The following is a 19,732-nucleotide window of genomic DNA, read 5'->3' on the forward strand; positions in this document are numbered from 1 at the left end:
GCTACCTCAGCTTGAGCGACATGAGCGCCACGAGGGCGAGCATGATCGACATGATCCAGAAGCGCACGATGATCTTCGGCTCCGCCCAGCCCTTGAGCTCGTAGTGGTGGTGGATGGGCGCCATGCGGAAGATGCGCTTGCCGGTGGTCCGGAAGGACCAGACCTGCAGGATGACGCTGACCGTCTCGGCGAGGAACACGCCGTGGAGGATCGCGCTCGCCACCTCGTTCTTGGTGAGCACGGCGAGCATGCCGAGGCCGCCGCCGAGCGCCAGCGAGCCGACGTCGCCCATGAACACCGACGCAGGGTACGTGTTGTACCAGAGGAAGGCGATGCTGGCGCCGAAGATGGCCGAGCAGAAGACGCCCAGCTCCTCGGCCCCCGGGATGTACGCGATGCGCAGGTACTCGGCGAGGCTGAAGCCCGCGATGGTCGCGCCCGCGACGTACGAGAGCGCGAGGAACGTCATCGACGAGACGATCGTCGGGCCGATGGCCAGGCCGTCGAGGCCGTCGGTGAGGTTCACCGCGTTCGACGTGGCGACCACGACGAAGATCATGAACGGCAGGTAGAGCGCGCCGAGCGACGGCGCGAAGAGGTGCGTCGGCACGAACGGCAGCGTGAGGTGCAGGTCGACGAGGCTGCCCACCGTGACGAACGGGAACCCGTCCACCCGGCGGAGCTGCCCGTCGGTGAGGAACCCGTAGTAGACGACGAGCACCACGAGCACCTGGAGGAGGAGCTTCTTCTTCCCGGCGAGCCCCTTCGAGTTCTTCTTGGAGATCTTGAGCCAGTCGTCCCAGAAGCCGATGGCGCCGTAGCCGAGCGTCACGAGGAGCGCCGCCCAGACGAGCCGGTTCGCGAGGTCGGCGAAGAGCAGCGTCGACACCGTGACGGCGAAGAGGATGAGCGCGCCGCCCATCGACGGCGTGCCGGCCTTCTTCTTGTGCCGCTCCGGCGTGTCCTCGCGGACGTTCGTGTGCCCGTACTGGAGCACGCGCATCCGCTCGATGAACAGCGGCCCGAAGAGGAGCCCGATGAGGAGCGCGACGAGGCCCGCCGCCACGATGCGGAACGACGGGTAGCGCAGGACGTTGAAGAGCCCGAACTGCCCGGAGAGCGGGTAGAGGAGGTGGTAGAGCATCTAGCGGAGGGCCTCGACGAGCCGCTCGAGCTTCATGCCGCGGCTGCCCTTGACGAGGAGGACGTCGTTCGACGGCGCGATCGCGGCCCGGGCCCAGCGGACGAGCGCGTCCATGTCGTCGGTGTGGAAGGTCTCGAGGCCGGCGGCGCGCGCCGCCTCGGCGGTGGCGCGGGCCCTCGGCCCGAACGCGGCGAGGAGGGAGACGCCCGCGCGGGCGGCCTCCGCGCCGAGGGCGCGGTGGGCCTCCTCCTCGAACGCGCCGAGCTCGAGCATGTCGCCGAGCACCGCCACCGGCCGGGCGTCGGGCCGCGCGAGATCGACGAGCGTGCGGAGCGCCGCGGACATCGAGGAGGGGTTCGCGTTGTAGCAGTCGTCGACGAGCCGGAGGCCCGAGGCGAGCCGGTCGAGGCGCAGGCGGCGCCCCACCGGGCGGACCGCCGCGAGCCCCTGCGCGATCTCGCGATCGCTGCAGCCGAGGGCGACGCCGGTCGCCGCGGCCGCCGCCGCGTTCGCGGCGTTGTGCGCGCCCACCAGCGCCGGGATGTGCACCTCCACCTCGCGGTTGCCGATGCCGAGCACGAAGCGGAGCCCGTCGTCCCCCTGCGAGGCGATCTCGAGCACGACGACGTCGCCGCGCCGGCCCGCCGCCGCGGCGAAGGTGAGCATCCGGTGGCCGCTCGCCTGGGCGCGCCGCAGCATGCGGGGATCGTCCGCGTTGGCGATGACGATGCCGGTCTCCGGCAGCCCCCGGTACAGCTCGGCCTTCGCGTCGGCGACCGCGTCCAGGGTGCCGAGCCCCTCGAGGTGGGCGGGCGCGGCGAGCGTCACGACCCCCACGTACGGCTCGGCGATGGCGGCGAGGCGCGTGATCTCCCCGGGGTGGCTCATCCCCATCTCGACGACTGCCGAGCGGTGCTCCGGCCCGAGGCCGAGGAGCGTCAGCGGGACGCCCACCTCGTTGTTGAGGTTGCCCTCGGTCTTCAGGGCGGGGCCGCGCGTCGCCAGGATCGCCGCGATCATCTCGCGGGTCGTGGTCTTGCCGTTCGAGCCGGTGACGCCGACGACGGGGATCTGGAACCGGCGGCGGTGGTGGCGCGCGATGGCGCCGAGCGCGGGGAGGGTGTCCGGGACCGAGAGGAGCGGCAGCGGCGCCCCGGCCGGCGCGCGGCCGTCGGCCACGACCGCGGCGACGGCGCCCTTCGCGGCCGCCTCGGCGAGGTAGGCGTGCGCGTCGAAGCGCTCGCCCACGAGGGCGACGAACAGCGCGCCCGGCGCGAGCGTGCGGGTGTCGGTCGAGACGCCGGCGACCTCCGCGGGCGGGGCGCCGATCCAGCGCCCGCCGGTCGCGGCGGCGAGCTCGTCGGAGGAGAAGTGGGGGACGGTCATTGCGTCGCCATCATGCGGTGCGGAGGGCCCTCTGGGCCTCCTCGCGGTCGGAGAAGGGGTGCTTCGTCGTGCCGACGATCTGGTAGTCCTCGTGCCCCTTGCCGGCGATGAGCACGGCGTCGCCCGCGCGCGCGAGGGACAGGGCGAGCGCGATCGCCGCGCGGCGCTCCGGCTCGACGAGGAAGCCGCGCCCGCCGCCCTGCGCCGCCGCGGTCGTGAGCCGCGGCGCGCCCGCCCGCTCGAGGCCGGGCAGCACGTCCGAGATGATCGCGTCCGGCGCCTCGGTGCGCGGGTTGTCGCTCGTGACGACGACGAGATCGGCCCCGCGGGCGGCGACCTCGCCCATGAGCGGGCGCTTGCCGCGATCGCGGTCGCCGCCGCAGCCGAAGACGCAGAGGAGCCGGCGGGGTCCGGTGGCGCGGAGCGCCTCGAGGGCGCGCGCGAGCGCGTCGTCGGTGTGGGCGTAGTCCACGAACGCCGAGATGCCGCGGCCGTCGATCCGCTCGAGCCGTCCGGGGGCGCCGGGGGAGGCGGAGAGCCCGCGCGCGATCGCCTCCGGCGGGATGCCGAGGGCGAGCGCGAGCCCGGCCGCGCAGAGGAGGTTCTCGAGGTTGTGCGCGCCGACGAGCGGGGAGCGGATCGCGATCTCCCCCTTCGGCGTCACGAAGGTCGCCGCGATGCCGGCGAGCCCCAGGGCGACGCCCTCGGCGCGGAGGGCGTCCTCGGCGCGGGTGCCGTAGCGCCAGACGCGACGCCCGGGGCCGAGCTGGTCTGCGAGCCGGGCGCCGTACGGATCGCGCGCGTTCACCACGGCCACGCCGTCGGGTGCGAGGTGCTCCGTGAAGAGCCGGCGCTTGGCGGCGAAGTACGCCTCCATGTCGCCGTGGTAGTCGAGGTGATCGCGGGTGAGGTTCGTGAAGCCGGCGGCGGCGAAGCGCATGCCGGCGACCCGCTCCTGCGCGAGCGCGTGCGAGGAGACCTCGAGCACCACCGCCCGCGCGCCGGCGTCGCGCATCTCCGCGAGCACCGCCTGGATGGCCGTCGACTCGGGGGTCGTGTGCGTCGCCGTCCGCTCGACGCCGGGGAAGCGCTGCGTGACGGTGCCGAGCAGGCCGATGGGCAGGTCCGCCGCGCGCGCGCAGGCCTCGACGAGGTAGGTGATCGTCGTCTTGCCGTTCGTGCCGGTGACGCCCGCCACGCGGAGCGCGTCGGCGGGCCGGCCGTGGAAGTTCGCGGCGGCGATGGCCATCGCGCGGCGCGACGACGGGGCGAGGAGGAGCGTGGCCGGAGCGCACGCGATCTTCCGCTCGGCGACGACGGCCACCGCCCCGCGTTCCGCCGCCTGCGCGGCGAAGTCGTGGCCGTCGTGCACCGCCCCGGGGAGGGCGAAGAACACCGCGCCCGGGACGACCTCGCGAGAGTCCCCCGTGACGCGGGCGATCTCGGGATCGCCAGCCACCTCGCCTCGCGCGCCCGTTCCCTGGATGACTGCCGAGAGCTTCATCTCACCACACCGGAATGCAAGCCGCCCTCCGGAATCTCTTCCCCTGTGCGCTCGCCCGGTTACGCGCCGGCGTGTCACCTGGGACACGCGCCACGGCGCGGCGCGGCACATCTTACAGCAACGGGCTCCGGCGCTAGTGCCCGCCCGCAAGGCTTCCGGCCATGTGGGCGCCAGGTCACCCGGTCGGCGCGAGCCGCATCCGCACCCGGGTCCCGCGCTCGACCACCTTCCCCGCCGCCGGCCACTGCTGCACGACCCTGCCGGAGCCGTCTACCTCGGCGGCGAGGTCCGCCTGCTCGAGCGACCGGATCGCCGAGCGAGCGGGCAGGCCGGCGAGCGAGGGCACGGCCACGCTCGCGCCGTCCACGGGGGCGGCCGCGCGCGCCGCCAGCTCGACGGGGGGCGGCCCCTCCGGCTCCTCCTCGACGGGAGGCGCCGCCGCGAGCGCGAGCCGCTCGGCCTCCGGTCCGCTCGCGGGCACGCCCATGAGCCGCATGGCGTCCTCCACGATCTCGCGGAACGCGGGCGCCGCGACCTCGCCGCCGTGCACGTCGCCCTTCGGCTCGTCGAGGAACACGCCCACCACCACGCGCGGCGCCTCGGCGGGAGCGAACCCGACGAAGGAGCTGAAGTGCCGGTCCGAGGCGTAGCCGCCGGAGACCGGATCGACCTTGCGCGCGGTGCCGGTCTTGCCGGCGACGCGCCACCCGGCGAGCCGCGCGCGCTTCCCGGTCCCCTTCGGATCCTCCACCACCCCCACGAGGAAGCGCGTCATCGTCTCCGCGACGTCCGGCGGCACGGCCTGCCGGACCACCTCCGGCGACGCCGCCTGGAGCACCTCGCCCGTCGCCGGATCGACGACCCGGCGCACGGCGATGGGGCGCATGAGCTTGCCGCCGTTCGCGATGGCCGCCATGCCGGCGGTGATCTGGAGGGCGTTCGCCGTCAGGCCGTGGCCGAAGCTCTGGGTCGCGAGGGCGACCTCGGAGCGCGGCGGCGGGAGCTGGCCGCGGATCTCGCCGGGGAGCCCGACGCCGGTTCGCTCGCCCAGCCCGAACGCGGCGAGCGACTCGTGGAGCCCCGCGCGCCCCAGGCGCGCGCCGATCTTGGCGGCGCCGATGTTCGAGCTCACCGCCAGGATCTTCGACGCGCCCGCCCAGCCGAGCGCCTCGTGATCGTGGATGACGTGGGCCCCGATGGCGTAGCGGCCGTTGCCGCAGTCGATGGGGTCGAGCGGGTGGAGCGCGCCGCGCGCGAGGGCGCCGGCGATGGTGAAGGTCTTCACCGTCGAGCCGGGCTCGAAGGAGTCGGTGACGACGCGATTGCGGAGCTCCGCGCCGCGCTTGGGCGCGTTCGGGTTGGAGGGGGGATAGCTCGCCATGGCGAGCACCTCGCCCGTGCGCGGGTCCATGGCGACCGCCATGCCGGAGAGCGCCTGCGAGCGCCTCACCGCCGCGCCGAGCGAACGCTCCGCGGAGAGCTGGATGCCCTGGTCGAGCGTGAGCTCGACGCGCGCGCCCTCGCGGGCCTGCCCGGCGGTGGGCGCCTGGGCGAGGACGGTCTTGCCGGCGCCGTCGCGCAGGGACGGCACCTTCGCGGGCTCGCCGCGCAGCACCTCGTCGAGCCCGAGCTCAACCCCCTCGAGCCCCTCGCCGTCGTCGCCGACGAGGCCGAGGACCTGGCTCGCGAGCTCGAGCTTCGGGTAGTAGCGGCGCGTCTCCGGGACGAGCGCGACCCCGCGCACGCGGCTCGCCTTCAGGATCGCCTCGACCTGCGCGGCCTGCGACGGCGAGATCCGCCGCGCGATCCAGACGAAGCGGCTGCCCTTGGCGAGCTTCCTGCGGACGGCGCCCGGGTCGAGCTTCAGCGCCTGGCAGACCTTCCGGAGCGCCTCGCCGCGGCCGTCCTCCTTCTCGAGGACCACGGGATCGGCGAACACCGAGCGCGCGTCGGCGCTGCCCGCGAGGAGCACGCCGGAGCGGTCGGTGATGACGCCGCGCCGCGGCTTCAGCACGAGCTGGCGCCGGTACTGGTCGACCATCTCCTCGACGAGCGCGTCCCGGCGCAGCACCTGGAGCTGGAACGCGCGGCCGGCGACGATCGCGAAGCCGGCGGCCAAGAGGGCGGCCAGAGCGCCGATCCGGACGGCGATCCAGCGGGTCGCGCGCGGATCGGGCCCCGTGCGCAACGCGCTACCTCTCGCGCGGCACGGAGCGGCCCGCCCGCAGCGGGCCCCGGAGCGCGACGCGCTCGGAGTCCGCCGCGGGCCCCGCCGCCGCCCGCCCAGCCTTCGTGGAGAGGGATGGCTCCGCCGGCCCGGATCGGTGATCCACACCGTCCACGCCCGCCCCGCCCGCGCCCGCCGAAGCGGGGCGCGGGCCTGCCGCCCACACCGGACCGGAGTCCGGCGGAGCCATGCCCAGCTTGTTCCGAGCGAACTCCTCGAGCGCGCGCGGCGCGCGGAGGGTCTCCACCTCGATGCGGAGGCGGTCGTGCTCGGAGGTGAGCTTCGTGTGCTCGGCCTGCAGCGCGCCGAGCCGGTATCCCGCCGCGACCACGCGCGTGCGGGACCAGATGTGGAAGACGCCGAGGACCACGACGAGGAGCGCCGCCGTCGCCGCCCGGGCGACGGGCAGGGCGCTCGCGCGCGCCGCGGCGCGGGGAGGGGCCGCCGGGCGGCCGCGTGCGGGGGCGCGCCTCACCGGAGCTTCTCCACGGCGCGCAGCTTCGCGCTCCTGGCGCGGGCGTTCCCCAGGACCTCGTCGTCGGACGGTACGATCGCCTTGCGCGTCACCGCCGCGAACGCCGCGCGCGCGCCGCAGGCGCACACGGGCAGGTCGGGCGGGCAGGTGCAGGCCTGGGTGAGCGCGCGGAAGCGCTCCTTCACCATCCGGTCCTCGAGCGAGTGGAAGGAGATCGCCGCGGCCCGGCCGCCGACGTTCAGCATGGCGGGGAGCCCGTCGAGCCACGCCGCGAGGGCGCCGAGCTCGTCGTTCACCGCGATGCGGAGCGCCTGGAACGTGCGGGTCGCCGGGTGGATGCGCCGCGGCCATGCCTTGCGGGGGATCGCCTTCGCGACGATCTCGGCGAGGCGCCCGGTGTCGAGCCGCTCGTCGGACTCCACGGCGCGCTTCACCGCGCGCGCGATGGGGCGGGCGAACGGCTCCTCGCCGTACTCGCGGAGGATGCGCGCGAGCTCGCGCTCGTCGATGCGCCGGAGCAGGTCCTCGAGGCGCTCGCCCTCCTCGCCCATGCGCATGTCGAGCGGGCCGGGGCGCGAGAACGAGAAGCCTCGCTCCGCCTGGTCGAGCTGGGGGGAGGAGACGCCGAGGTCCACGAGCGCGCCGTCGACGCCGGCCAGGCCCAGCGCGGAGAGCACGTTCTTCGCGTCGCGGAAGTCGGCGCGCACCGCCCGGAACGCCTCGCCCCAGCGCGCGAGGCGCGCGGTGGCGGCCGCGAGGGCGCGCGGGTCCTTGTCGAGGCCGATCACGCGCGCACCCCGCTCGAGCAGGAGCTCCGAGTGGCCGCCGCCGCCGAGCGTCCCGTCGAGCAGGAGCTTGCCCGGCTCGGGGCGCAGGATCTCGACGATCTCTCTCGGAAGTACCGAAGCATGGACGAATTCCCCGCTCACGCCGCCCGGAAGGCCGCCTCCACGTCCTCGAACAGCTCGAGGTGCCCGCCCGCGCCGCCGGCGTGGACGAGATCACGGACGTAACGGCTCGCCCCCGCCGCGCGCAGCCCGGGGATCGCCTTGAGGAGCGCCGCGCCCGCGTAGTGGAGGTGCGTCACGTTCTTGAGGTCGATGACCACGCGGCGCCCGTCGTCGCGGGCGCGCCGCGCGATCGCGGCGATCGCCGACAGCTCGTCCTTCGTGAGCTCGTCCACGCCGCGGATGATCGTCACGTCGTCCTGGTGTCTCGCCTCGAACATCGCCCGTCTCCCTTCGCCCGCTAGACCTTCCCGAAGAAGTCGACCACCTGGTCGCTCGGGATCTCCTCAGCCACCTGCTGCTCGTACGCGGCCTTGTCGTAGAGGTGGATGGTCCGGCCCATCCCCACCCAGACGACGTCCTTCGCGAGCCCCGCCCACTCGCGGAGCGCCGGCGGGACGAGGACGCGGCCGTTCGCGTCGAGGTCCACCTCGTGCGCGGAGGACACGAACTTGAGGACGCTCCGCTGCGTCCTGGCGTCGAGCGGGGAGGCGTCCATCACCTTCTTCACGAGCTCGTTCCAGACGGACTGCGGGAGCGCCTGCACCGCGCGCCAGTGCGGGTACTGCATGAGCACGATCCGCGGCTCGCCCGCCGCGGCCAGCGCCTCGCGGAACTTCACCGGGAGGCTCGTTCGCCCCTTCGCGTCGATCGCGTGGTTGAAGGTTCCGAAGAACACGGGCTGGCCGATCCTGCCGCTCTGATCCGCTGCTTGCCACTTTTTCCCACTGAATGGTCCCGATCTACGGACAACGGCCGTCGAAGTCAACGGGCGCCCGGATCGGCCGTTTCACGGGCTGGCAATGCGTTCAGCGCGCGATCGCGGCCGGTTGGTGTAGGTGTTAGCGCACACGCGACCGGCAGGCGCTCGGGTCCCGTGGGGTCGCACGAAGGCTTGCTCGGGAGGCTGGCTGCCCGGGAGTGGGAGGGCGGCGCGAGGGGCTCGGGAGGGGCCGATCTGGATCACCCGGGAGGCTCGAGCGGGGGTCGCCGGCGGCTCGTCAGGGTCGGATCGGGGGTCGAAGTCGGGGTTGGGGGTCGAGGTCGGCGGTCGCAGCCGCCAGTCGAGGTCGGGATCGGGATCGGGAATCGTCCCCGCCCCGTCCGTCCCATTGCTCCCCGCCGGGTCCCTCCGTCATCCTGCCCGACCAACCCAGCGCGAGGTCTCCATGCCTTCACTCAAAGGGAAGACGCTCTTCATCACCGGCGCGAGCCGGGGCATCGGCAAGGCGATCGGGATCGCCGCCGGGCGCGAGGGCGCGAACGTGATCGTCGCCGCGAAGTCGAGCGTCCCGAACCCGAAGCTGCCGGGGACCATCCAGGGGACCGCAAAGGAGATCGAGGCGGCCGGCGGCAAGGCGCTCGCGGTCCACTGCGACGTGCGCGACGAGGCGGAGATCGCGGCGGCGGTGAAGGCCGCGCAGGAGCGGTTCGGGGGGATCGACGTGCTCGTGAACAACGCGAGCGCGATCTTCCTCGCCGGCACGGTCGAGACGCCGATGAAGCGCTACGACCTCATGCACCAGGTGAACGCGCGCGGGACCTTCGCCTGCTCCCAGGCGTGCATCCCGCTGCTCGAGAAGAGCGCGAACCCGCACATCCTGAACCTCTCGCCGCCGCTGTCCCTGAACCCGCGCTGGTTCGCGCCGCACGTCGCCTACACGATGGCGAAGTACGGCATGAGCCTGTGCGTGCTCGGCATGGCGGAGGAGCTGCGCGAGAAGGGGATCGCCGTGAACGCGCTCTGGCCGCGCACCGTCATCGCGACCGCGGCGCTGAACCTGCTCGGCGGCGAGGACACCGCGCGCCACGGCCGCACGCCCGAGATCGTCGCCGACGCGGCGATCGCGATCCTGAAGCGCGAGAGCCGGAGCTGCACCGGCAACTTCTTCATCGACGAGGACGTGCTCCGCGAGGACGGCGTGACCGACCTCGGCAAGTACGCGGTCGAGCCGGGGCAAGAGCTGATGCCGGACCTCTTCCTGGATTGATCGGCGACCGGGCGCCGTCGCCGCCCGGCGGGCTCGGCCCGGCTCAGTCCGCCGTCGCCCCGCCCACCTCGGCCTGCGCGTGCCGCGCCTGCTCCTCCATCACCATCTGCGAGATCTCGCGCTTCAGCGCGTTGAACTCCGGCGCGGCGGGATCGCGGGGGCGGGGGAGCGTCACCGGGACGATCCGCTTCACCGTGCCGGGGCGGTAGGTCATCACCACCACCCGGTCGGCGAGGTAGATCGACTCCTCGATCCCGTGCGTCACGAAGACGATGGTCTTGCGGAGCTTCGCCCAGATGCGCAGCAGCTCGTCCTGGAGGTTCCGGCGGGTGAGCGCGTCGAGCGCGCCGAACGGCTCGTCCATGAGGAGCATGGGCGAGTCGATGGCGAGCACGCGGGCGATGGCGACGCGCTGGCGCATGCCGCCGGAGAGGTCCTTCGGGAAGCGGTCGCGGAACTCGCGCAGGTTGAGCATGCCGAGGAGCGCGTCCACCCGCTCGCGCCGCTCGCGCGCCGGCACCCTCGCCATCTCGAGCCCGAAGGCCACGTTCTTCTCGACCGTCATCCAGGGGAAGAGCGCGTACTCCTGGAACACCATCGCCCGGTCCGGGCCCGGGGCGGTGACGGCCCGGCCGTTCGCGACGATGGTCCCGGAGGTCGGCGGCGAGAAGCCGGCGATGGCGTTCAGGAGGGTGGACTTCCCGCAGCCGGACGGGCCGAGGAGGCAGACGAGCTCACCCGGCTCCACGTCGAGGTCGATGCCGTCGAGGGCCACGACCTCGCCCTCGGATCCGCTGAAGACCTTGCGGACTCCGCGCACCTGGATGGCGGGCGCGGCGCCCGCGACGGACGCGGCCATCACCCCTCCACCCCCCGGTGCCAGCGCAGCAGCCACGCGTTGAGGCTGTTCATGCCGACGTCGATGCCGAGGCCCGCGAGCCCGATGCTGATCATCCCCGCGATCACCTTGTCGGACCAGAAGTACTCGCGCGCCTCGAGGATGCGGTACCCGAGGCCGGAGTTCACCGCGATCATCTCCGCGACGATCACCACGATGAAGGCGACGCCGAACCCGATGCGGACGCCGGCGAGGATGTACGGCATCGCCGCCGGCACCATGACGCGCCAGAACAGCGTCCACTCCGAGGCGCCGAGGTTCCGCGCGGCGCGCACGTAGATGGCGTCCACGTTCCGGACCCCGGCGATGGTGTTCATGAGGATGGGGAAGAAGGCGCCGAGCGAGATGAGGAAGAAGGCGGGCGGGTTGCCGAGGCCGAACCAGAGGATCGCGAGCGGGATGTAGGCGATGGGCGGGATCGGCCGGAGGATCTGCACGAGCGGGTTCATGAGCTCGTACACGATGGGCTTCGCGCCCATGAGCAGGCCGAGCGGGAGCGCCAGCACGGCGCCCACGGCGAACCCGCCCGCGACTCGGATGAGGCTCGCGAGCGCGTCGTGCGGCAGCTCGCCGGAGAAGAGCCAGCGGAGCCGGCTCCCCTCCGCCGGGTCGTAGGGCGCGAGCGGGCGGGCGTAGTCGATCCAGCGGACGAGCACCTGCGACGGCGCGGGGAGGATGATGGGCGAGACCCAGCCCGCGCGCGAGATGCCCTCCCACGCGACGAGCACGATCGCGGGGACGAGGAGCTGGCGCGCGAGCCGGGCCGCGTGGGAGCGGGCGGTCTTCACTTTTCGGACTTGGCCTTCGCCTTCTGGAGCAGATCGAGCTTCACCCAGTCCTTCGCGCTCGGCGGGCGCTGCAGCTTGCCGACCCCGTACTTCACCATCAGGTCGGTCGTCGTCTGCACGTGCTCCACCGTGATGTCGTGCGTGAAGGGCGAGTTCGCGATCGCGTCCTTGTAGTCCTGGCTCGTGATCTGCCCCTTGAACATCTGCTCCACGACGTACTTCTCGGCGAGCTTGGGATCGGCGAGGAACTTGTTCGTCGCGTCCACGAAGCAATCGAGCACGCGCTGCGCGACGTCCGGCTTCTCCTTGTAGAGCTTCTCGGTCATCACGAGCGCGCGCACCGGCTCGCCGAGCGGCGTGTCGTACGGCTTCAGGAGCTCGCGCCCGAACCCCTTGTTGATGGCCTGCGACGACTGCGGCTCGGACTGGCACATGGCGTCGATCTGCTTCTGCATGAGCGCCTGGTTCAGGTCGGCGAACGGCAGGTAGACGAGCTGGACGTCCTTGCCCGGGCGGTCGGACCACGTGAGCCCGTGCTTCGAGAGCTCGGCGAGGAGCAGGAGCTCCTGCGCCCCGCCGCGCGCGACGCCGACCTTCTTGCCCTTCAGATCGGCCACGGACTTGATGGGCGCGTCGGTCGCGGCGACGAGCCTGGCGCCGCCCTTCGCGAAGCCGGCGACGATGTAGATCTGGCCGCCGCCGGCTCGGTTCGCGATGGCGGCGTCCGCGGCGCTCGCGGCGAGGTCCACCTCGCCCTTCACGATGGCGGGGAAGATGTCGATGCCCTTCGGAAAGACGATCTCCTCGACCTTGAGGCCGAACTTCCCGCAGTGATCCTTCATGTACGAGACCGCGCCGTAGTGCGCGAACTTGAGGTTGCCGAGGCGGACGACGTCCTCCGCGCGGGCTGACCCGGCGAGGGCGAGCGCGAGCGCGGCGAGGGCGAGACGGGGCATGGGGGATTCCTCCGGTGGGCGTATCGGGCGCAGCTCCGCAGGCACCGACGTGGGGCGTACATGCTGGCTTACGCCGCGAGCGAGGCCCTCGCCGGTCCCCCATGGGGCGCCCGGGCGGGCGGCGGCTCCGCGCCGGGCACGACGCGCCGCGCAATCAGCCCTGCTCGGCTCGCGCGGTCGTGGGCGCCGGCGTCGGGCGCGCCTCGACGCGCCCGGCCTCCCCGCTCCGGAGGAGCGCGAGCCGGTACACGGCGGGCGCCACGATCTCGTTCATCGCCACGACCCCGAGCGCCACCGCCGAGGCCTCGCCCCCGAACTCCGGGAACGCCCGCGCGAAGAGGAGCGCGAGCGCGAGCGCGACCCCGGCCTGCGGCAAGAGCCCGAACGGCGCCCAGCGGGCCACCTCCGGCGGCGCGCCCGCCGCGCGCGCGCCCATCCGTCCGGCGATGAGCAGCGAGGCCGCCCGCACCGCCACGATCGCGAGCACCGGCAGCGCGACCGGCGGGACCGCCGAGAGGTGCAGCTTCGCGCCGGTGACGGCGAAGAAGATGACGTACACCGGCAGGGACGCCCCCGAGACGAGCTCGTGCAGCTCGTCCCCGTGCCGCGTGAGGTTGCGCACGAGGACGCCCGCGGTGAGGGAGACGAGGAGCGGGTCGAACCCGATGCGCTGGCCCACCTCGGCGACCACGAAGGCGGCGGCGAGCACGAAGAGCGTCGCGCCCCGCCGGACCCAGCGCAGGTAGGCGGCGAGGAGCGCCGCGAGGACGAACCCCGCCACGATCGAGCCGAGGAGCTCCCAGGCGATGTGCCCGACCGCGGCGCTCGCCCCGCCCGCGACCCCGAGCGCCGCCTTCGCGGCCGCGGAGGCGAGGGCGAAGAGCACGATGACGAACAGGTCCGCGAGGACCACCACCCCGAGCACGACGCGCGTCACGGGGCCGTCCGCGCGGAGCTCGTCCGAGAGCGCGACCACCACCGCCGGGGACTGGGCGACGAGCACCACGCCGAGCACGAGCGCGACCGCGGCGGCCTGGAGGGCCGGCAGCGCGGAGAGGAACGGGAGCTGACCGCGCAGGAGGAGCAGGGTCGCGGCGATGGCGAGCGCGCCCCCGACGACGCCCATCGCGGTGGTGATCCCGATGGTGCGCGCGAGCGGCCGGATGCGGGCGAGGCGCAGCTCCGTCCCGGCGGTGAGGGCGATGAGCGACACCGCCACCCCGTTCACGATCTGGAGGTTCTCGACGACGGCCGAGTCGAGGAACCCGAGCACGGACGGGCCGACCACGACGCCCGCCGCGATGTAGCCGGTGAGCTTCGGGAGCCGCACCGCGGCGAAGATCCGGCCGGAGAGGAAGGCGGTGAGGAGCAGGTAGCCGAAGCCGAGGGAGGTCCCCGCGGGCGGGGCGCCGCCCGTCGAGAACGTGCGCGCCGCGTGCATGAGGCCGGCGAGGAGGGCGAGGAGGACCGCGTCGATCACGGCGTCGGCTCCCCGCGCGGCTCGGGGGCGGGCGCGATCCGGCCCCGCCCGAACGTGTGGACGAGCGCCTCGGTGGCGAGCGCGCCGCCCACGACCGCCACCACCGCGTCGGCGATGGAGCCGCCGGGATAGAGGAGCTGCGCGTTCACGACGATGGCGATCGCGAGCGACCCGACCGGCGCCACGATGACGACGCGGCGGGCACCCGCGTCGAGGTCGAGCGCGCCCATGCGCACCGCCACCCTCGCGCCGGCCCAGCGCCCCAGCAAGCGCGCGCCGACGAACACCGGGATGAGGAGCCAGCCGGTGACCGACCGGGTGGGCCAGAGCGCGCCGAGGATGACGAGGAGCACGAGGTAGACCGGGCGCTCGAGCAGGTCGAGCACGGCGCGGAAGCGCGCCTGGTGCTTCCCCGGGAAGTTCGCGAGGATCACGCCGGCCACGAAGCAGACCACCACCGACGAGAGGTGCAGGTAGCCCGCGAGGCCCGACGAGAAGGCGACCGAGCCGAGCGTCAGCACGGAGAACTCGGGCCCGCTCCGCGCCCGGCGCAGCAGGACGAGGACGACGAGGCCGAGCAGCGTGCCCGCGCCGGCGGTGAGCATGAGCCACGCCGTCCCGGGGAGCCGCCAGGTCACGGCGTCCCCCTGCGGGCGGAAGTACGCCGCGACGAGGGCGAGCCCGAGGATGCCGGCGATCTCCTCGAGCCGGACGATCCGGCCGAGGACCGCGACGGCGGCCGGCGGCGTGCGAGCAGGCAGGAGGTGCGGGACCGTCGCGGCCGTCATCGAGGCGGCCGTGCCGAGGACGAGCGCGTCGCGCAGGAACACCGGGTCGCGGAGCCGCTCCGCGAGCGGGCCGGCCGGCAGGAGCACCGCGGCTGCGCCGGCGACGACCGCGGCGAACGGCAGCGAGCTGAGCAGCGCGGCCGACGCGACCGCTCGCTCGTCGGTGCCAGAGAGCTCCCGCGCGTCGAGCCGGAACCCCACGATGAAGCCGATCCAGCCGAGGCCGAGCCGCAGCACCGGGGCGAGCTGGGCGAGCACGTCGTCCGACAGCACGGCGAACGGCGGCGCGCGGGCGATCATCCCGAGCGCGATGAAGGGGAGCCCGGCGGCCACGAGCTGCGAGACGCGGATGCGCCGCTCCCAGCGCACCACGGCCGGGTGCGCCGCCGCGTAGGCGAGGGCGACGAGCAGCGCGAGCCCGATGATGGTGCGGATGACCACCGCCGGCCGCTGCGGCGGCGTGACCGCCTCGGGTCGCTCGGGCGACTCGAGCACCGGCGCGAGCGACGGGTTCGGCGCCGCGGGCGGGAGGGCCCGCGGCGGGGGACGGTCGGGCGTCGGCTCGTGGGGAGCGAAGTCGAGGCGCGGGAAGGCCGGATCGGCGGGGGCGTCCGCGGGGGCGGGGAGCGGGGTCGGAGTCGCGGTCGCGTCCTGGGCCTGCGTCGGGGCCGGGGCCGGGGCCGGCGTCGCCGTCGATACGGAGCCTGGTTGCGCGCGCGGCTCCGCGGCCACGGCCGGAGCGGCCGAGGCGACGAGGAGGCAGGCGGCGAGCGTGGCCGCGGCGAGGCGCGCGCCGCCCGGGAGCATGCGGCCGGGCAAAGCTAGAGCTTCACCTTCGGGAGGTTCGCGAGCGAGGCCGCGACCTTCTCGGCGGGGTACTCGGCGTCCTCGAGCCGCCCCGCGAAGTAGTCGTCGTAGGCCGCCATGTCGACGTGCCCGTGGCCGGAGAGGTTGAAGAGGATCACCCGCTCCTTGCCCTCCTCCTTCGCCCGGAGCGCCTCGTCCACGGCGCCCCGGATCGCGTGCGACGACTCGGGCGCCGGGATGATCGCCTCGGTCCGCGCGAAGAGGGTGGCGGCCTCGAAGCAGCCGAGCTGGCCGACCGCGCGCGCCTCGACGATCCCGTGGTGGACGAGCTGCGACACGAGGGGCGACGCGCCGTGGTAGCGCAGGCCGCCGGCGTGGATGCCGGGCGGCATGAAGTCGTGACCCAGGGTGTACATCTTGGTGATGGGCGCCATCCGGGCGGTGTCGCCGTAGTCGAAGGCGTAGACGCCCTTCGTGAGCGTCGGGCAGGACGACGGCTCGACCGCGACGATGCGGACCTGCTTGCCGGCGGCCTTGTCGGCGACGAAGGGGAACCCCACGCCGGCGAAGTTCGAGCCGCCGCCGTGCGCGGCGACGATGACGTCGGGGTAGTCGCCGGCGAGGGCGAGCTGCTCCTTCGCCTCGAGCCCGATCACCGTCTGGTGCAGGCAGACGTGGTTCAGCACGCTGCCGAGCGCGTAGCGGGTGTCCTCCCGCGAGACGGCGTCCTCGACCGCCTCCGAGATGGCGATCCCGAGCGACCCGGGGCTCTCCGGGTCCTGCGCGAGGATGGCGCGCCCGGCGGCGGTGCGGGGGGAGGGCGAGGGCACCACCTCCGCGCCCCAGAGCTGCATCATGCTCTTCCGGTAGGGCTTCTGCTGGAACGAAACCTTCACCATGTAGACGGTGCACTCGAGCCCGAACATCCGGCACGCGAGCGCCATCGAGCTGCCCCACTGGCCGGCGCCGGTCTCGGTGGCGATCCGCTTCGTGCCCGCGAGCTTGTTGTAGTAGGCCTGCGGCACGGCGGTGTTCGGCTTGTGCGAGCCCGCCGGTGAGACGCCCTCGTACTTGTAGTAGATGCGCGCGGGGGTCCCGAGCGCCGCCTCGAGCCGGTGGGCGCGGAAGAGCGGCGAGGGGCGCCACAGCGCGTAGATCCGCCGGACCTCCTCGGGGATGGGGATCCACCGCTCGCCCGACATCTCCTGCTCGAGGACCGCCGGCGGGAAGAGCGGGAGCATGTCCGCGGGCGTCACGGGCGCGCCGGTGCCGGGGTGGAGCACGGGCGCCGGGGGCGCGGGGAGGTCCGCCACCACGTTGTACCAGTGGGTGGGGATGCGGTCCTCGCCGAGCAGGTACTTGGTCTGCTGCATGGGTCTCCTCGAGGAAAAAAAGAGGCCGATTAGCGCAGGTGGAGGCGCAGCGCGTCAAGAGCCCGGGCTCCGGGGCGGCGGGAGAGCGCCCGGTCGTTCGCGCGAGCGGGGCCGGTCAGGCCATCACCTCGCCGCCGTCCACGTGGATCGCCTGCCCGGTGATGGCGCCGTTCGACGCGAGGAGCACGGCGACGTCCGCGACCTCCTCCGGCAGGGCGGCGCGGCCGAGCGGGTTCTCGCGCAGCATCGCCTCGCGTGCCTCCGCCTCGCTCCGCCCGGTGGCGATCGCCACGTCGTGCGCCGCCTCCTGCATCATCCGCGTCTCGGTCCAGCTCGGGCAGATCGCGTTCGCCGTGACGCCCTTGCGCGCGCCCTCGAGCGCGAGGCTGCGGGTGAGCCCGATGAGCCCGTGCTTCGCCGCCGCGTAGGCCGCTCCGTACTTGAGGCCGATCTTGCCGGCGACCGAGGCGACGTTGATCACGCGGCCGAAGCGGCGCTCGTACATGCCGGGCAGGCAGGCGCGGGTGAGCACGAAGGGCGCGGTGAGGTCCACGGCGAGGATGCCGTCCCACTGCGCGTCGTCGAGCCGCTGCAGCGGCGCGCTGCCGTGGATGCCGGCGTTGTTCACGAGCAGGTCGACCGGCCCGAGCTGCGCCTCGACCTCCCGCGGCGCCGCCGCCACGCGCGCGCGGTCGGACACGTCGAGGGGGAAGAAGTGCGTCCGCCGGCCCAGCGCGGCGATCTCCGCCGCGACCGCCTCGATCTCGGGCACGGTCCGGGCGGCCACCGCGACGTCTGCGCCCGCGCGCGCGAGCGCGATCGCGATCGCCCGCCCGATGCCCCGTCCGCCGCCGGTCACGAGCGCGACCCGTCCTTGCAGGGACTGCATGCTGCCTCCTCGGTGTGAGGTGTGAGGGAACCTTCGGACGATATCGGCGGGCGGGCGCCGCTCGCAACGAGCCGGCTCGAACTTCGCGGCCCAGAGGGCTCCCGTGACCGGCGCGCACGTCGCACCCGGTGCGAGCATCGCCCACCCCTCCCGCCCGGCCGAAGAGCGTCCCGAGACCCCATGACGCCCGAGAAGGGTTCACCCGTAGCGCGTGCCACGTTCGCCCTATCGAGCGATGATGCCTCGACAGTCCGGAGGCACCGTGAACGACGACATCCGCTCCCGCTCGATCCCCCTCGCCGCCGCCAGCTCCGGGGAGTCCGCCGCCGTGGCCGTCCCGCGGGTGCTCGTCGTCGAGGACAACACGCTCGTCGCGTCGATGTACGAGGCCGCGCTGCGGCGGCTCTCGAGCGCCGACCGGCGACCGCTCGCCATCGAGCGCGCGCGCGACGGCGGCGAGGCGCTCGCGCGCCTCCTGCGCGCGCCGACGGTGGACCTCGTCGTCACCGACGTCTTCATGCCGACGATGTCCGGCGTGGCGCTCGTCGAGCGGATCCGCGCCGCGCCGTTGCTCGCCGCGCTCCCCGTCATCGCGGCCTCGAGCGGTGGCGCGAGCGAGGAGGCGCGGCTCGCCGCGCTCGGCGTGGCGCGCTTCCTGCGAAAGCCCGTGAGCTACGAGGCGCTCGCCGACGCGGTGCGCGAGGCGCTGCGCGCGCCCGCTTCCCCCGCGGGGGCCACGAGCTCCGCGGGGTTGACGTCGCGCGAGCCGATGGCCATCCATCGACTACACGCGATACCGGTCTCACGCCGGTAAACCGAGGAGTGGTCGCCCCCGGTACCATCGCTGCAAGGGTCCGCCTTCGCGCGGACCCTTTTCATTTGCGGCGAGCGCGCCGAGCACCTCGCCGCCCGCCTCGACCTCCGCGCGGGTTGCCGGATGCGTGCCTCCGGGCTAACGTCGCGCGTCCCTCACGGCTGGCGAGCGGAGAGCGCATGACGTCACGGATTCACACCGCTGTGATGGAGTAGCCGATGGCGCCTCGCGTACGCGCCGAGGATCACGGCCCGGTCCGCGTCCTCGTCCTCGACAACGCGGCGAAGCGGAACGCGCTCGACTTCCAGGCGCTGGAGGAGCTCGAGGCCGCGTGCGTCGCGGCGTCGGACGGCGGCGTGCGCTGCCTCGTCTTGCGCGGCGCCGGCGAGGAGGCCTTCTCCTCCGGCTTCGACCTCGCCGAGATCTCGCTCACCTCGGCGCGCGGCGAGCGGCCCGACGAGGCGGTCGAGCGCACCGCCGCGGCGCTCGACGCGGTGCCGTGCCCGACGGTGGCGTTCCTGAACGGCGGCGCGTTCGGCGGCGGGTTCGAGCTCGCGGTCACCTGCGACCTGCGCGTCGCGCGCGCGGGGGTGAAGCTCGGGATGCCGCCCGCGAAGCTGGGCGTCGTGTACCCGGAGGGCGGCCTGCGGCGCTTCGCCGATCTCGTCGGGGCGGCGCGCACGCGCGAGCTGTTCTTCACGGGGCGCCCGATCGACGCCGAGACCGCGCTCGCCTGGGGGATCGTGAACCGCGTCGCGTCGGCGGAGGCGGCCGAGGGGGACGCGCTCGCGCTCGCCGCAGACATCGCGGCCAACGCGCCGCTGGCGGTGCGGGGCATGAAGCGGATCCTGCGGCTCCTCGAGGGCGCGCACGAGCGCGGGCTCTCGGACCCGGAGCGCGGGGAGATCGCGGACCTCAGGCGGCGCGCCTTCGAGAGCGCCGACATGCGCGAGGGGCGGGCCGCCTGGCAGGAGCGGCGCCGGCCGCGCTTCAGGGGCGAGTGAGCGCCGCGGGCGGCGCGGGGGGAGCGGTCGCGGTCCCGATGGCGTACCCCGCGGCAGCACCGAGCAGGAGCGCGGCGAGGCCCGCGACGAGGGCGCGCCGGGCGATCGCGCCCGCGCCGTCTCCCGGGGGGGCGCGGGCGGGCTCGGTCGCGGGACGGGGCGGCAGCGGCGCGCGCACCGGCTGCGGCGGCTGCGGCGTCG

General features: G+C 74.1%; 18 protein-coding genes and 1 pseudogene. 3 read left to right on the top strand and 16 right to left on the bottom strand.

All coding sequences use genetic code 11. The annotated features are described in order from the left end of the window. Position 1: 1 nt before the first annotated feature. From mraY to MNY60_RS10880, 8 genes are all read right to left on the bottom strand, one after another. Positions 2–1,144 (bottom strand): phospho-N-acetylmuramoyl-pentapeptide-transferase, encoded by a 1,143-nt coding sequence (gene mraY / locus MNY60_RS10845; protein ID WP_242339153.1) that lies wholly within the window; start codon positions 1,142–1,144, stop codon positions 2–4. Next, positions 1,145–2,530: a UDP-N-acetylmuramoyl-tripeptide--D-alanyl-D-alanine ligase gene (murF, locus tag MNY60_RS10850; RefSeq protein WP_242339151.1), complete on the bottom strand. Its 1,386-nt coding sequence runs from the start codon at positions 2,528–2,530 to the stop codon at positions 1,145–1,147. Between the two features lie 10 nt (positions 2,531–2,540). Then, the gene (locus tag MNY60_RS10855) at positions 2,541–4,034 is read right to left on the bottom strand and encodes a UDP-N-acetylmuramoyl-L-alanyl-D-glutamate--2,6-diaminopimelate ligase (RefSeq protein ID WP_242339149.1); all 1,494 of its coding nucleotides are present in this window, start codon (positions 4,032–4,034) and stop codon (positions 2,541–2,543) included. A 175-nt stretch (positions 4,035–4,209) separates the two neighbouring features. Next, on the bottom strand, positions 4,210–6,222 hold the full coding sequence (locus tag MNY60_RS10860; protein ID WP_242339146.1) for a penicillin-binding protein: 2,013 nt from the start codon (positions 6,220–6,222) through the stop codon (positions 4,210–4,212). 4 nt (positions 6,223–6,226) lie between these two features. Continuing rightward, positions 6,227–6,736, bottom strand: coding sequence for a cell division protein FtsL (locus MNY60_RS10865; protein WP_242339144.1), 510 nt, complete (start codon positions 6,734–6,736; stop codon positions 6,227–6,229). Then, a complete protein-coding gene (gene rsmH / locus MNY60_RS10870; RefSeq protein ID WP_242339141.1) occupies positions 6,733–7,665 on the bottom strand; it encodes a 16S rRNA (cytosine(1402)-N(4))-methyltransferase RsmH in 933 nt (310 codons plus the stop codon). Before rsmH ends, MNY60_RS10865 begins: the two co-directional genes overlap by 4 nt. Next, positions 7,662–7,964: an anti-anti-sigma factor gene (locus MNY60_RS10875; RefSeq protein ID WP_242339138.1), complete on the bottom strand. Its 303-nt coding sequence runs from the start codon at positions 7,962–7,964 to the stop codon at positions 7,662–7,664. Before MNY60_RS10875 ends, rsmH begins: the two co-directional genes overlap by 4 nt. Positions 7,965–7,984: 20 nt before the next feature. Next, complete coding sequence (locus MNY60_RS10880; protein ID WP_242339135.1) at positions 7,985–8,422, bottom strand: division/cell wall cluster transcriptional repressor MraZ; 438 nt, start codon at positions 8,420–8,422, stop codon at positions 7,985–7,987. Positions 8,423–8,912: 490 nt separating this feature from the next. Between MNY60_RS10880 and MNY60_RS10885 the strand changes: the two genes are divergently transcribed. Further along, positions 8,913–9,734 (top strand): NAD(P)-dependent oxidoreductase, encoded by an 822-nt coding sequence (locus MNY60_RS10885; protein ID WP_242339132.1) that lies wholly within the window; start codon positions 8,913–8,915, stop codon positions 9,732–9,734. A 43-nt stretch (positions 9,735–9,777) separates the two neighbouring features. Here MNY60_RS10885 and MNY60_RS10890 read toward each other — a convergent pair whose 3' ends face one another. The 7 genes from MNY60_RS10890 to MNY60_RS10920 all read right to left on the bottom strand — a co-directional run bounded on the left by MNY60_RS10890 (position 9,778) and on the right by MNY60_RS10920 (position 17,713). Next, complete coding sequence (locus MNY60_RS10890; RefSeq protein WP_242339130.1) at positions 9,778–10,593, bottom strand: ABC transporter ATP-binding protein; 816 nt, start codon at positions 10,591–10,593, stop codon at positions 9,778–9,780. Next, entirely contained in the window at positions 10,593–11,420 is an 828-nt protein-coding gene (locus tag MNY60_RS10895; protein ID WP_242339128.1) for an ABC transporter permease, read from the bottom strand. Before MNY60_RS10895 ends, MNY60_RS10890 begins: the two co-directional genes overlap by 1 nt. After that, the gene (locus MNY60_RS10900; protein WP_242339126.1) at positions 11,417–12,376 is read right to left on the bottom strand and encodes an ABC transporter substrate-binding protein; all 960 of its coding nucleotides are present in this window, start codon (positions 12,374–12,376) and stop codon (positions 11,417–11,419) included. Before MNY60_RS10900 ends, MNY60_RS10895 begins: the two co-directional genes overlap by 4 nt. Positions 12,377–12,530: 154 nt before the next feature. Continuing rightward, a complete protein-coding gene (locus MNY60_RS10905; RefSeq protein ID WP_242339124.1) occupies positions 12,531–13,856 on the bottom strand; it encodes a cation:proton antiporter in 1,326 nt (441 codons plus the stop codon). Further along, positions 13,853–15,451 carry a cation:proton antiporter gene (locus tag MNY60_RS10910; protein WP_242355358.1) on the bottom strand — a complete coding sequence of 533 codons (1,599 nt, stop codon included), beginning with the start codon at positions 15,449–15,451 and terminating at the stop codon, positions 13,853–13,855. The genes MNY60_RS10905 and MNY60_RS10910 overlap by 4 nt, the downstream gene beginning before the upstream one ends. 14 nt (positions 15,452–15,465) lie before the next feature. Continuing rightward, positions 15,466–16,824, bottom strand: coding sequence for a TrpB-like pyridoxal phosphate-dependent enzyme (locus MNY60_RS10915; protein WP_242339120.1), 1,359 nt, complete (start codon positions 16,822–16,824; stop codon positions 15,466–15,468). 115 nt (positions 16,825–16,939) lie between these two features. Further along, the gene (locus MNY60_RS10920) at positions 16,940–17,713 is read right to left on the bottom strand and encodes an SDR family NAD(P)-dependent oxidoreductase (protein WP_242339118.1); all 774 of its coding nucleotides are present in this window, start codon (positions 17,711–17,713) and stop codon (positions 16,940–16,942) included. 262 nt (positions 17,714–17,975) lie between these two features. Between MNY60_RS10920 and MNY60_RS10925 the strand changes: the two genes are divergently transcribed. Together MNY60_RS10925 and MNY60_RS10930 are read left to right on the top strand one after the other, a co-directional pair. Continuing rightward, the gene (locus tag MNY60_RS10925) at positions 17,976–18,527 is read left to right on the top strand and encodes a response regulator (protein ID WP_242339116.1); all 552 of its coding nucleotides are present in this window, start codon (positions 17,976–17,978) and stop codon (positions 18,525–18,527) included. A gap of 218 nt (positions 18,528–18,745) precedes the next feature. Further along, entirely contained in the window at positions 18,746–19,531 is a 786-nt protein-coding gene (locus tag MNY60_RS10930) for an enoyl-CoA hydratase-related protein (RefSeq protein WP_242339114.1), read from the top strand. Here the strand turns inward: MNY60_RS10930 and MNY60_RS10935 are convergent. After that, positions 19,518–19,732 (bottom strand): annotated as a pseudogene (locus MNY60_RS10935) (FHA domain-containing protein); the annotation flags it as partial. The gene MNY60_RS10930 and the pseudogene MNY60_RS10935 sit on opposite strands and share 14 nt — an antisense overlap.

This window comes from Anaeromyxobacter sp. SG17 (genome assembly GCF_022690695.1).
In the GTDB taxonomy this organism is placed as follows: domain Bacteria; phylum Myxococcota; class Myxococcia; order Myxococcales; family Anaeromyxobacteraceae; genus Anaeromyxobacter; species Anaeromyxobacter soli.